Annotated in this window: 14 protein-coding genes; 12 read left to right on the top strand and 2 right to left on the bottom strand. The window is 43.9% G+C overall.

Annotated features, from left to right (window positions below; all coding sequences use genetic code 11):
* Positions 1-23 precede the first annotated feature (23 nt).
* The 12 genes from AC3WJJ_RS18625 to AC3WJJ_RS18570 all read left to right on the top strand — a co-directional run bounded on the left by AC3WJJ_RS18625 (position 24) and on the right by AC3WJJ_RS18570 (position 10,954).
* Complete coding sequence (locus tag AC3WJJ_RS18625; protein WP_492543008.1) at positions 24-995, top strand: NAD-dependent epimerase/dehydratase family protein; 972 nt, start codon at positions 24-26, stop codon at positions 993-995.
* 143 nt (positions 996-1,138) lie between these two features.
* Complete coding sequence (locus AC3WJJ_RS18620) at positions 1,139-2,110, top strand: NAD-dependent epimerase/dehydratase family protein (protein WP_492543007.1); 972 nt, start codon at positions 1,139-1,141, stop codon at positions 2,108-2,110.
* A gap of 139 nt (positions 2,111-2,249) precedes the next feature.
* Positions 2,250-3,335 (top strand): VanZ family protein, encoded by a 1,086-nt coding sequence (locus AC3WJJ_RS18615; RefSeq protein ID WP_492543005.1) that lies wholly within the window; start codon positions 2,250-2,252, stop codon positions 3,333-3,335.
* Positions 3,336-3,444: 109 nt separating this feature from the next.
* On the top strand, positions 3,445-4,074 hold the full coding sequence (locus tag AC3WJJ_RS18610; protein WP_492543003.1) for a hypothetical protein: 630 nt from the start codon (positions 3,445-3,447) through the stop codon (positions 4,072-4,074).
* 12 nt (positions 4,075-4,086) lie between these two features.
* A complete protein-coding gene (locus AC3WJJ_RS18605) occupies positions 4,087-4,512 on the top strand; it encodes a hypothetical protein (RefSeq protein ID WP_492543001.1) in 426 nt (141 codons plus the stop codon).
* A gap of 84 nt (positions 4,513-4,596) precedes the next feature.
* The gene (locus AC3WJJ_RS18600) at positions 4,597-5,052 is read left to right on the top strand and encodes a hypothetical protein (RefSeq protein WP_492542999.1); all 456 of its coding nucleotides are present in this window, start codon (positions 4,597-4,599) and stop codon (positions 5,050-5,052) included.
* Between the two features lie 27 nt (positions 5,053-5,079).
* Positions 5,080-5,535: an NUDIX domain-containing protein gene (locus tag AC3WJJ_RS18595; RefSeq protein ID WP_422659197.1), complete on the top strand. Its 456-nt coding sequence runs from the start codon at positions 5,080-5,082 to the stop codon at positions 5,533-5,535.
* A 408-nt stretch (positions 5,536-5,943) separates the two neighbouring features.
* A complete protein-coding gene (locus tag AC3WJJ_RS18590) occupies positions 5,944-7,566 on the top strand; it encodes an ABC transporter substrate-binding protein (protein ID WP_422659198.1) in 1,623 nt (540 codons plus the stop codon).
* On the top strand, positions 7,511-8,569 hold the full coding sequence (locus AC3WJJ_RS18585) for an ABC transporter permease (RefSeq protein ID WP_492542997.1): 1,059 nt from the start codon (positions 7,511-7,513) through the stop codon (positions 8,567-8,569). The genes AC3WJJ_RS18590 and AC3WJJ_RS18585 overlap by 56 nt, the downstream gene beginning before the upstream one ends.
* Positions 8,566-9,408: an ABC transporter permease gene (locus AC3WJJ_RS18580; RefSeq protein WP_422659200.1), complete on the top strand. Its 843-nt coding sequence runs from the start codon at positions 8,566-8,568 to the stop codon at positions 9,406-9,408. Before AC3WJJ_RS18585 ends, AC3WJJ_RS18580 begins: the two co-directional genes overlap by 4 nt.
* A 39-nt stretch (positions 9,409-9,447) precedes the next feature.
* Positions 9,448-10,371: an ABC transporter ATP-binding protein gene (locus tag AC3WJJ_RS18575; protein ID WP_492542995.1), complete on the top strand. Its 924-nt coding sequence runs from the start codon at positions 9,448-9,450 to the stop codon at positions 10,369-10,371.
* Positions 10,361-10,954 (top strand): ABC transporter ATP-binding protein, encoded by a 594-nt coding sequence (locus tag AC3WJJ_RS18570; protein ID WP_492542993.1) that lies wholly within the window; start codon positions 10,361-10,363, stop codon positions 10,952-10,954. Before AC3WJJ_RS18575 ends, AC3WJJ_RS18570 begins: the two co-directional genes overlap by 11 nt.
* 82 nt (positions 10,955-11,036) lie before the next feature.
* Here the strand turns inward: AC3WJJ_RS18570 and AC3WJJ_RS18565 are convergent, their stop codons facing one another.
* Positions 11,037-11,522, bottom strand: a complete 486-nt coding sequence (locus AC3WJJ_RS18565) for a hypothetical protein (RefSeq protein ID WP_492542992.1) — start codon at positions 11,520-11,522, stop codon at positions 11,037-11,039.
* Positions 11,523-11,627: 105 nt separating this feature from the next.
* The gene (locus tag AC3WJJ_RS18560) at positions 11,628-12,452 is read right to left on the bottom strand and encodes an urease accessory protein UreD (protein WP_492542991.1); all 825 of its coding nucleotides are present in this window, start codon (positions 12,450-12,452) and stop codon (positions 11,628-11,630) included.

Genomic DNA, 12,452 nt, shown 5'->3' with positions numbered 1-12,452 from the left:
AACCTGTATTGGGGATGGACTTCGTGAAGAAAGTATTCGTATTAGGTGGAACTGGATTTTTAGGGTATTTTACAATTAAAGAACTATTGAAACGCGGATATAAAGTATCGACAGTATCGCTGCCTCCCATGCCAACTGAAGATCTCTTACCTAGTGAAGTGGATTGCAGGTTAGGAAACATCAATGACATGACAGATGAGGAAGTTCTGGACCTGCTGAAAGGCGTTGATGGATTCGTATACGCCGCTGGAGCAGATGAAAGGGTTGTACCAGAAGCACCGGCTATGAAGTTCTTCTATGAAGCGAATGTACTGCCAACGCAGCGTCTTGCTCGGTTAGCGAAGCAAGCGGGTGTAAAGAAATTCGTTTTGTACGGTTCGTACTTTGCTCACTTTGCTGAAGTGTGGACCGATCTTCCTCTGAAAGACAATGCGTATCCACGTACGCGACTGTTACAAGAAGAGGTGGCGTGCATGGAAGGTGAAGGAGCCATGGATGTAACAACCCTTCGATTACCGTATATTTTCGGCGTGATGCCAGGGCGTATGCCACTCTGGACCATGTTCGTAGACAGGGTCAAAGGCCAACAAATTGTTCCGGTTCTTGGTGGCGGTACGGCGATGGTAACTGCACAGCAGGTGGCGGAAGCGACCATCGGAGCAATGGAGTATGGTGCGCATCGAGGTAAGTATGCGATCTGCGGCTTGAATATGAAACACAGCGAGTTCCATCAGATGGTAGTGGATGCCCTGGGACAGACGGATAGCACCGTAACGGTAGTGCCGCTAGAGCAGATCAAGCCTGGAATGGAGCAAGTGGACGCTCAAACAGCTGCGGCAGGCAAAGAGCATGGCATTCATATGAGCGTAGCAGCTGCTGCTCAGGACAGAGATGCCTACCTTGATCCAGCGGAAACGATGCCAGTACTGAAATTTAACGAAGATGATGTCCGTGCATCGATTGTGGAGACGCTTCGCAAATGTGTGCAAGGCTAGATTATAGACGTAATACGAGAACCCATAGATTTCCACGGGTTCTTTTTTTATTTGTATCTTTATAAAAATGGGTAAAGGACAGGAGGGGGATATAGAAATTCGATAAGCGCATTCCCCAACTTAGCTGATAGGAGATGGACTTCATGAAGAATGTATTCGTATTAGGTGGGACTGGATTTTTAGGTTATTTCACCGTAAAGGAATTATTAAATCGGGGTTACCATGTATCCACGATATCTCGGCATTCCATGCCGGTAGATGGCCTTTTGCCTCCTGAGGTGAAGCATAACGTAGGGAATATCAATGAAATGTCAGATGGAGATATACTGGAAATGCTAAAAGGCATTGATGGATTCGTATATGCTGCTGGTGCAGATGAGCGGACACTACCTGAGGCGCCAGCGGTGAAATTTTTCTACGAAGCTAATGTGTTGCCAACACAGCGTATCGCCAGATTAGCCAAACAAGCTGGTGTGAAAAAGTTTGTATTGCTGAATTCGTATTTTGCACATTTTGCGGAAGAGTGGTCTGACATTCCTTTAAAATCTAATGCGTATCCTCGCTCAAGATTACTGCAGGAGGAAATAGCGTGTATGGAAGGTGAGGGAGGGATGGATGTGATGAGCATTCGTCTGCCTTATATTTTCGGTGTGATGCCAGGAAGGATGCCACTCTGGACGATGTTCGTAGATCGGGTGAGAGGCCAAAGGGTCATTCCAGTTCTGGGCGGCGGAACAGCCATGGTTACAGCACAGCAGGTAGCCGAAGCGACGATTGGAGCGTTGGAGCATGGTGTGCACGGTGGCAAGTATTCGATTTGCGGTATGAATATGAAGCATAGCGAATTTCACCAGATGGTAGTCGATGCTTTGGGACAGGAAGAGAGCAAGGTTACAGTGGTTCCACTAGAACAGATGAAGCCTGCAATGGAGCAGATTGATGTGAAAAATGCGGACTCAGGAAAAGAACAGGGTGTTCATATGAGCATGATGGCTGAAATACAAGACCGGGATGCCTATCTCGATCCCGTAGATACCATGCCTATTCTTAAATATAAGGAGTACGATATTCGTGCATCCATTGAAGAAACGCTTCGTAAATGCGTTCAAGGATAGTTTCTAATGAAATGAAGAATAGTATATAGACCTCTTAAAGAGCTCACACTGTTTCTTGGTGTGGGTTCTTTTTCAGAGAGTAAACTTCTTATTAACTAAATCGTTAAAGATATATAAATTCAATTCAAAATGAGAATAGGTGATACATGTGCTTGATTATTATTTGTTTCCAATATCGTATGCATTTCTAACTTTTCCTATAGCTGCATTACTCTGTGCTTTACCAATCCTAATACTGCAGTATAGGAAGCATGGTTATTTTAATAAAATTCGGGGATTGCTTCTGTATTTATTTCTGCTGTATTTAATGAACGCTTTTTATCTTGTGATCTTGCCCTTACCATCTTCAAGACATAACGAGCCAATGAATGTTGCCTCTTACATGCAGTGGATACCTTTGAATTTTATAAATGATATTGTGGCTGAAACCAAGGTCGTATGGTCCCAACCCTCCACTTATATTCGGCTCCTGAAGGAAAGAGCGCTCTTGCAGGTTGTGTTTAACATTTTACTTGTTGTACCGTTCGGGATGTTCGTACGTTACTATTTGCGGAAAGGCTGGGCGATCTGTCTGGCTGCTTCATTCGGATTATCGTTATTTTTCGAAGTGACACAGCTGACAGGTATTTATGGCATTTATGATTATCCCTATCGATTGTTTGATGTAGATGATTTATTGCTCAATACCCTCGGTGGGATGCTAGGCTATGCCATTGCTAGTTGGATGTCCACACATATACCTCGTTTGAATCGTCTACATGCAGAGGTTGATTTGTCGCAAAAACGCGTCAGCTACACCCGTAGACTGATTGCTTTTGGAGTAGATTGGATGCTTCTTATGCCCGTTGTATTGCTGTTATACGTTCTCCGAGTACCTCTGGCATATTTCATGGTGACCACAGTGTATTTCATTATCATTCCGTATCTCAAAGAAGGAAAGACGCTAGGGAAATCATTTGTACGCATTCGTATAGTAGGTGAAGGCGAGAAGCTGAAGCTGCGTGAAATTGTTATTCGTAATGGACTATTGTATCTGGTATTTGGTGGGGCTCATGTGTTGTTTATGAGTATATACAACTCCGGTATCCTCGGTGTGGTATACCTTCTTGGATTATTTCTGATGGATATGTATGTCTTCATAAATATCACCCTGAGCCTGTTAGACCGTAAGCGCCCACTGCTACATGAACAGAAGAGTGGAACGTACCATGTTATTGTTCGATAAATAAAAGTTACTTCACCCTTCTTAAAAATCCATCACAGAGGACATTTCCATTGGGATATTTGTTACAATATGGAAGTGTAGAGAGGGGTGAAGGAAATTGAAGAGAAAAATGATCTTTATATCGGCTGCCATTATCGGACTGGTTCTGTTACCTATTAATCATCTGGGAAATTCGGTCGGTGATGATCTATTTCGATGGATTGGGATTTCTCCTTGGGCACAAGGTGACAAATATGGGGCTCATATACCGGTTATATTAGGCTTTGTCTTGCTAATCTTTGGAACAATTGGGGTGGTGAACATATATAGACCCCGATATCCCAAAATCATGAGCCGACTTATTCTTGGATATATCGCTATTATGCTTATCTTTCCCTTCGTAACAGAGCAGCTCTTCTTTCTAACGAAGTTCAACTCCACGAGTATTTCTTCTGTAGCCTATTCCAAAAAAGAAAGTCAGTGTAACTATTCTTCCGAAGGTAAGCAGGTAAAGGCGGTTTGTAAGCTTAATATATATAATTACGGGAAGCTCGAGCAGGCAACTATACGGCCAATCATGAATGGTTGGTTGGTTCCGACTGAATTCAAACCAAAAGTTGTTACACTTCACCCTCAATCCCAAACATTTTTGAACGAGGTGTTCTATGGAGAGCAGATTGAAGATACCGAACGTCAAGGTTCAGGGAGTGGTATCGGTCTAGAGATTGAAGTAAACGGTTACAAGAAAAAGTTCGAGTAGGGGGTCTAGATGATGATGAATTTGAACGGTAACAAGTGGCTGATCTGGCAACTAAGCTTAAATGCTGTGATGTTATTTCTTTCAATTGTTGTATTTGCGCTGCATCACGCTCGATTCACACCTTCAAGTTTCGGCTTTCTATATTTTCTTGTTGTTTTGTGTTACGCAGGATTGGTTGTTGCTCTTCTTACCGACTTAATCACATCGGCTACGAGGCAAGTTTACGGGGAAATTGTTCATAAGGAGGGCCGAACCATTCATATAAGTAGAACGGATGGGAAGTTGAAGAAGTATAGAGTGATGGTGCCTGAAGTGCTCCAGAAGCTAGAGAAAGGCCAGTTCGTTACGATGTCACTAAGCAAACTTGCTCAAATCCCTCGATCCATCCGTATTGTTGAATCGCCAAGTGAATATGAGAATCTGCTTGAGGCCCGGTAAAGAGCCGTAAAGCTGAATGATTTTACATAAGAGGAGGGAAATCTCATTCACCGGCTTATAAAAATACCTCTGCTCACACTATGGATGTTCTTGCTATACATCTCTACTGTATGTGCAAGCTGGGCTTATGAGTTTGTAGTTAACGATGGCAGATCATATATCGTCACTAAAGAACGGGTAGAAGAGAAACTCTTAGAGGAGTACGTAGGGAAAGTCACTTACTACTCCACGCAAGAGGGATCCTATAACGGTAACTTCTCTAACTCATATCCTAAAGGCACGCAGTATTACGCCATACAAGGGACATCTCCTAATGAAGTCATCGCGATACAATCACAGACAGGGGAGTACTTTAAAGCGTACTTCAATAGAGAATATGGCGGTAGTGATGATTCGATACAGCCTAAGCAACATAGTGAAATAGCGGCAGAATATGAGAAAAAGGATTATAGTATTGTAATACTATCTGTGCTTTTGGCAGCATTTGTTGCGATGATTATTACAATATCGGCATCAGTGATTAAGAATCATAGAATATAGCATCTTAACAGAGGGGTACGTACATACATGAAACCTATTCGGAATTCGGCTAAAGCAGTCATTATACAGAATGAGCGAGTATTGTTGACGAAGAATGTAGATGAAGAGGGCTTCTTCTACCTGTTTCCCGGTGGTGGACAGGAGAAATTTGAAGAGTTGAAGGATGCTGTTGTCAGGGAATGCATAGAGGAAATAGGATGCCAAGTTGAGGTAAAGGATATTATATTTATTCGCGAATATATCGGAAAAAATCATCAATTTGCAGATTCGGATGCTGATATTCATCAGGTGGAGTTTTATTTTGAATGTGTAATGGATAATCAGGAGGAAGTGTCTAACGGTCATAATCCAGACGAAACTCAGGTGGGTGTGGAATGGATCGAACTCTCACGTCTGCACGAGATGAGGGTCTATCCTTATGATCTGGTTAAACCTTTAACAGAAGCGATAACAACACCGCGATATATTGGTGATTCGATGTGATGGTATCGCATATCTGTTGTTATCAGAATTAACATACATGGGTAAGGAAGCTCTCTACCACGCACCATCATCATGGTGCGTATTTCTATGCTCAAAAACTGCACTACAATAGGAAAATTAGTTGCCTACTCGCTAGTAAGCTATTAAGATAGGTACAGGAACATCGCTTTAATAAGCTGGATGTTTACGTATTCTCCCGCACTTTTCACTCCCGTGAAAGGGTCTACCCCCCATGTAGACGCAAGTTGTAATATCTCCTATAACAACTCCTTCAGTTAGATTTTAAACGTTAAGGATACCTTTGTTATATGTAGCTTGATTGAATGGAATTTAATAATTCCAATTTTTCCCTTACTTCAGATGAGTAAGGTTTTTTGAGTGGTTTTTATTACGATGAGGTGAGACTAGATGAGAAAGAAATTAGTTGGAATAATCGCATTGGTTACTTTGATGTCGATGTTTATGTTAGCAGGTTGTAATTCTTCCAAATCAGGTTTATCTGATTCTGGGAATAGTGCGGGCAGCGTAGATAAAAAGGATGAGTTGGTGTTAGCTTTTGGATCTGAGCCAGAGGCAGGCTTTGACCCTACAACCGGATGGGGGCGTTACGGATCGCCTCTGTTCCAAAGTACGCTTCTAAAGAGAGATAATCAACTGAACATTGTCAATGATCTTGCAACAAGCTATGAAGTAAGCGATGACGGCATGGAATGGACGGTGAACATTCGTAAAGATGTTAAGTTCTCTGATGGGGAGCCTTTAACAACGGATGATATCGTCTTTACATTTGAAACAGCAACTAACAATGGGTCGGTGGTAGATCTTAACCGTATGCGTAAGGTAGAGGCTGTGGATAAATATACGGTTAGGTTTACGTTGAAAGAGCCTCAATCCACTTTTGTTAATACCCTTATAGCAACTGGAATTGTCCCAAAACATGCGTATGGTAAAGACTACGCCGAGAATCCAATAGGTTCCGGACCCTATAAACTTGTGCAGTGGGACAAAGGACAACAGCTTATTGTCCAAGCGAATCCGGAATATTATGATAAACAATCTTACTTCAAGAAGATAACCTTCCTATTCCTGAATGAGGACGCTTCATTTGCGGCGGCACAAGCGGGTACTGTAGATCTGGCCTATATACCGGCTGCATTTAGTAAGCAGAACGTTCCTGGTATGAAGTTAGAATCCATCCAGACCGTGGACAATAGAGGGATCGCATTTCCGTTTGTAAAATCAGGTAACGTTACAAAAGATGGTCTGCCCATTGGTAACGATGTAACCGCAGATCCAGCGATACGCCATGCCATAAATATGGCTGTAGACCGACAAGCACTTGTTGATGGGGTACTGGAAGGACAGGGCACGCCAGCCTATACTTCTGTAGACGGTCTTCCGTGGTGGAATCCGGAAACCGTGATTAAAGACGGTGATATGGCTGGTGCTAAGAAGCTGCTGCAAGAAGCAGGATGGAAGGATACCGATGGGGATGGAATCTTGGAGAAGGATTCCCTGAAAGCGGAGTTCACCCTGTATTACTTGGCTAATGATGCTATCAGACAATCGCTTGCCATTTCTGTCGCTGATATGATGAAACCCTTAGGGATCCATATTAAATTAGAGGGCGGAAGCTGGGATATGATCGCTAAGAACATGCATTCAAGCCCTGTTCTTATGGGCTGGGGAAGTCATGATCCTCACGAAATGTATAACATTTATAGTAGTGAAGCGGCAGGAATTGATTACTATAACACGGGCTATTATTCGAATAAGACGGTTGATAATTATTTCGAGAAGGCTCTTCACGCTACGACCGAAGAAGATGCTCTAGAGTTCTGGAAAAAAGCTCAATGGGATGGAACAACGGGTCTTAGTGCTAAAGGGGATGCCGCGTGGGCTTGGTTAGTCAATATCAATCATTTGTACCTCGTGAAAGATGGACTTGATATCGGAGATCAAAGAATTCATGTTCATGGGCATGGTTGGCCTGCAACTGACAATATTGTGGAATGGAAATGGGCGAAGTAAGGTGCACAAATTAATAGATCGAAAGCTTGGCATATTCATTTTGTGGAAAGGATTGCGGATGGTGACTCTGTTAGTTGCTATTTGTTTCATATCCTTTCTGTTAGTGAAGAACTCCCCGATTGATCCCATTCAGGCCTATATTGGTGCGGATATGTTAAAAGTCAGCCCTGAACAGCGGGCAAAGATTGCTGAATATTGGGGAGTGGATCAGCCTGTCATGGTGCAGTTTTTTCACTGGGGTTCAGCTGTTCTGTCTGGTGATTTGGGAACATCGATGATTTATCGCCGTCCGGTTATAGAGGTTATTGGGGAACGATTCTCGAATTCCCTGGTGCTTATGCTATCTGCTTGGATATTATCAGGCATTATTGGATTTGTGATGGGTGTTGTAGCAGCCATGAAAAAAGGAACTTGGATCGATCGTTTAATCAAATGGTACTGCTTCACCCTAGCTTCTACCCCGACCTTTTGGATGGGGCTTCTAATTCTTATTGTTTTTGCTGTATGGCTCGGATGGTTTCCGGTTGGAATGGGGGTTCCAGCTGGCGTACTCGCAGAGAATGTTACACTGATGGATCGAATTCAGCATCTTGTTCTGCCTGTTCTGACGCTAAGTATGGTTGGTATTGCGAATGTGGCTCTCCATACCCGGCAAAAGCTGATTGATGTTCTTGCGAGTGACTATGTCTTATTCGCTAGAGCAAGGGGGGAACAAGGCTTTGTGTTATTTTGGCGACATGGATTACGAAGTGTGGCATTGCCAGCCATCACGTTGCAATTTGCAGCCTTCAGTGAGCTGTTCGGTGGTGCGGTACTCGCTGAGCAAGTGTTCTCTTACCCTGGTCTAGGACAGGCTACCGTAGAAGCGGGACTACGAGGGGATGTTCCTCTGTTATTAGGAATTGTTATCTTTACTACGATGTTTGTTTTTGTAGGGAATCTACTCGCTGATATAAGTTATCGCGTATTAGATCCGAGAACGAGGGAGGGGAGAGAGGTATGATTCCCATCCTGAAGAAATTTCATTTGAATCATAAGCAAGGGGCCCTTCTGAAGCTATTCATATCCGTCATTGCCATTGCCGTTGTAATTATAGGCGGTCTACTACTTGATGAGGGCAGGATGGTAACCAGTCTTGCGGATCGCAACGCTCCACCGTCTCTAGAGCATCTCTTCGGTACCGATTGGTTAGGAAGAGATATGTTCACACGTACGGTAATGGGGCTTACCTTAAGTATTGGAGTCGGGTTAATTGGAGCTATTGGCAGTGCGTCCATTGCTTTGTTCCTAGGGATGGCTGCGGCAACGATGGGGAGAAAGGCAGACCGTTTTATTTCGTGGCTCATTGATCTCTTTTTGAGTGTCCCCCATCTCGTAACCTTAATTCTTATCTCTTTTACACTTGGAGGAGGATTTAAAGGGATCGTCATGGGATTAGCACTAACCCACTGGCCAAGCCTAGCAAGGGTTATTCGAGCAGAGGTGATGCAAATTCGGTCTGCTGAATTCGTTCAGGTGTCGCGGAGGATGGGCAAGCCCGGCTGGTGGATAGCCGTGAACCACATCATTCCACATATTATACCGCAGTTTGTAATCGGTTTTATGTTACTGTTTCCCCATGTTATTTTGCACGAGGCAGCAGTGACGTTTATAGGCTTAGGTCTGTCTCCACATGAGCCCGCGATTGGAATCATTCTCTCTGAATCGATGAGGTATTTATCTTCTGGAATGTGGTGGTTGGCCTTCTTCCCGGGACTTTGTCTATTAATCATCGTGAGAATGTTCGATCAGATCGGAGAGACCTTAAGGTTGCTCACAGATCCTAATGGGAATCGCGATTAAACGGGTATACCGCGTTCAGTAGAAAGAGGAGTTAATTGAATGTCTATACTTGAAGTTGAAAATTTATCTATCTCGTTTAAACAGTATACAGCGGGTCTTAAGCAGACCAATCATAACGTTATATCTAGTCTGAACGTGAAGCTAGAAGCAGGTGAGATCCTAGCCGTTGTGGGTGCAAGTGGCTCGGGAAAAAGCTTACTCGCGCATGCGATACTAGGCATACTGCCAAGTAATGCTACGATCAGTGGAGTGATGAGATTTGAGGGGGAAGAGCTCACTCCTGCTCGGCAAAAGGCGCTGAGAGGGAAGGATATTGCGCTTGTTCCTCAATCCGTAAACTATCTAGATCCGTTGATGAAGGTTGGCAGTCAAGTCCGTACGTCCGTACGAACTGGAGATGCTGTGGAAGCGCAGCGAGCGGTATTCGAACGCCTCCGCCTTGGACGAGAGGTTGAAGGGATGTATCCGTTTCAGCTTTCAGGAGGGATGGCAAGGCGAGTACTACTATCAACGGCTATGGTGAGTGGAGCGAAGGTCATTATTGCGGACGAACCTACACCGGGAATGGACCCGGTAGTCATCAAGGAAGCACTGAGTCACTTTAGAGAGTTTGCAAACTTTGGCTCTGCTGTCATGATGATTACGCATGATATTGAATCAGCGCTTCAAATTGCAGATAAAATAGCGGTATTCTATGCAGGAACGACGGTTGAGGTCGCGAGAGTGGAGGATTTTTCAGGTCAAGGCGAAGCCATCAGACACCCGTATAGTATGGCTCTCTGGCGTGCATTACCCCAGAATGATTTCATCCCTATTTCAGGGTCTCAGCCTCATCCAGGTGCATTGCCAATGGGTTGTTTATTCGCGCCACGTTGTGCTATGGCCACACCGGAGTGCCATCAGGCACAACCAGCAATGAGGAATCTCAGGGACGGAATGGTGAGGTGCATTCATGCAACTTAAAGCGAACAATATCGGATTTCGATATGATCGTGGTCCATGGTTGTTTCGAGGTGTAAATCTATCGATAGGACCAGGAGAGGTCGTTGGGGTTACGGGTCCAAGTGGACGTGGAAAAACAACCTTGTGCCGCATATTAGCTAGTTATGAGTCCCCCTTGGAGGGGGAGGTTACGTTTAACGGTGCTCCTTTAACGAAGAAAGGGTATCACCCTGTTCAAATGGTTTTACAGCATCCGGAAAAAGCGGTTAACTCAAGATGGAAGATGCATAGAATTCTGAATGAAGGATATCAGCCTGATGAAGCGTTGTTAGAATTGTTAGGAATTCAGCAGGAGTGGTTAACACGCTGGCCCCATGAATTATCTGGGGGAGAGATACAGCGATTCTGTGTTGCCCGGGCCCTGGGGCCGAATACTAGATTTCTAATTGCAGATGAGATGACCACGATGCTTGATGCGATTACACAAGCGCAAATCTGGCAGGCTGTCACGGAAATTGCAAAAAAGCGAGAGATGGGAATTATAGTTGTGAGCCATGAAGCGAAGCTCATGCAAAGGCTTTGTCATCGTGTGATCGAGTTTTAATGGTTCTATGTACAAAAAATCGCCCTTTGGGTAGAGTGGAAGCAACTAGCTTTCACTCACAAAGGGCGATTTTTTTTATTTTCTAATCCTTTTGTTGTTCTTTCTTTTCCTGTACATGCTGCGCTACTTTTTCTTGGATTTCCGACTCTAATACCTGTACTAGATCGTCTTCAAGTTTTTGCTGGGGTTGAGGATGGAACCACTGGATGTCCCCCTTATGAACAAACCCCTTGTATTCTTCTCCTTGCACTTGCAAAGAGAACTGTTGGCGCTCATGTACAGTATCTTCAAAGACGGGTTTTAGTGTAAGATCTTGAATTCCTTTCGAAATTCCATAATGCCGCATTAATGAGTAGATAGTAGATTCAATCTTGTCCACCTTGTCCTCACCAATCATCTGCTTTGGATGAGGATTCAGCCAGAGAATCTCGTCATTATGATAGTGTCCTTTGAATTCTTCACCTTCAATCTTAAAAGTGAATGCAAGCCGCTCATGTACACGGTTCTCAAATAGGGTCTCTACCTCAAAATCTTCAAGTTCAGGATGCTTATTCTTGTCATCAGTCATATTGCATCTCCTCTCATGAAAGTATCTACTTAACCATTACTCCGGTTTTTGTATCATCCTGATTCATAGGACAATATGATCTGAGGCTGTCGTCGTCGTATCATATTAATATTTACGTAAAGAGTGCGGAGAGCGGTCATTCCACTTCTCGCTGATGATGGTATGACAATGATCTAAGATTCGCTCAATCGTTTGGGTAGAGTTAGCAAGGATTCGTATGCAAAATCCTGGTATCGCTAATTTTGAAATTCCAAATGTGAAATCAGATTCGTTCGCCTGGATGGTTTCATATAGCTCATCGAGGAGTGTATTATCCATCTGTTCACTAACGGCGATCATGGAACCTAGGTGGGTATAGCCTTCCAGGAATCCGAGATCAGAAACGCTCTGTTGCTGCGGCATTAGTTTAATGTGATCAAACACGCCAAGCATACCGTCACAATATATTTCCGTCACTAACTGGATCGTATCGTAGCTGAATTTCTCTCCGCTAGGAGACCAGCCAGGCGTGAGAATATCGGTATATAGGAACGTTGCACCGTGCTCCATATGAACAACTGTTTTCTGCTTATAGTGAGCATCCTGATACGCTATTAGTGGATCTGGAAGGTACTCTAAATAACTGCCCCGCTTCAAACGGATTTCCGTTTCTTGATAAGCCAAGCTTTTCGGCGTCTTATATACCTTTGTTGCTGATTGTGTAGTTAATGTAACCTTAGATCCTTCCTCCGCAGAGATTTCCATTCTGTACCGATCGCCGTCCAAGTAACCTCCACCAGGATTTAGTAGATAATAACATACCTGTCCCGAATCGTCAGCATAAATGGGGCGCATTACCTTGAATGCACCTTGGAAGTATACTCGCTTGGCAACGGTTCTCCCTTTGCGGTCTTCCAGATCCATAGATAAAAAGCCCGTCCAATCTGTCAT

The organism is Paenibacillus sp. FW507-14B1B (assembly GCF_058781425.1).
The sequence above is the reverse complement of the archived record's forward strand: the minus strand, read 5'-3'. Positions and strand labels throughout refer to the sequence as shown.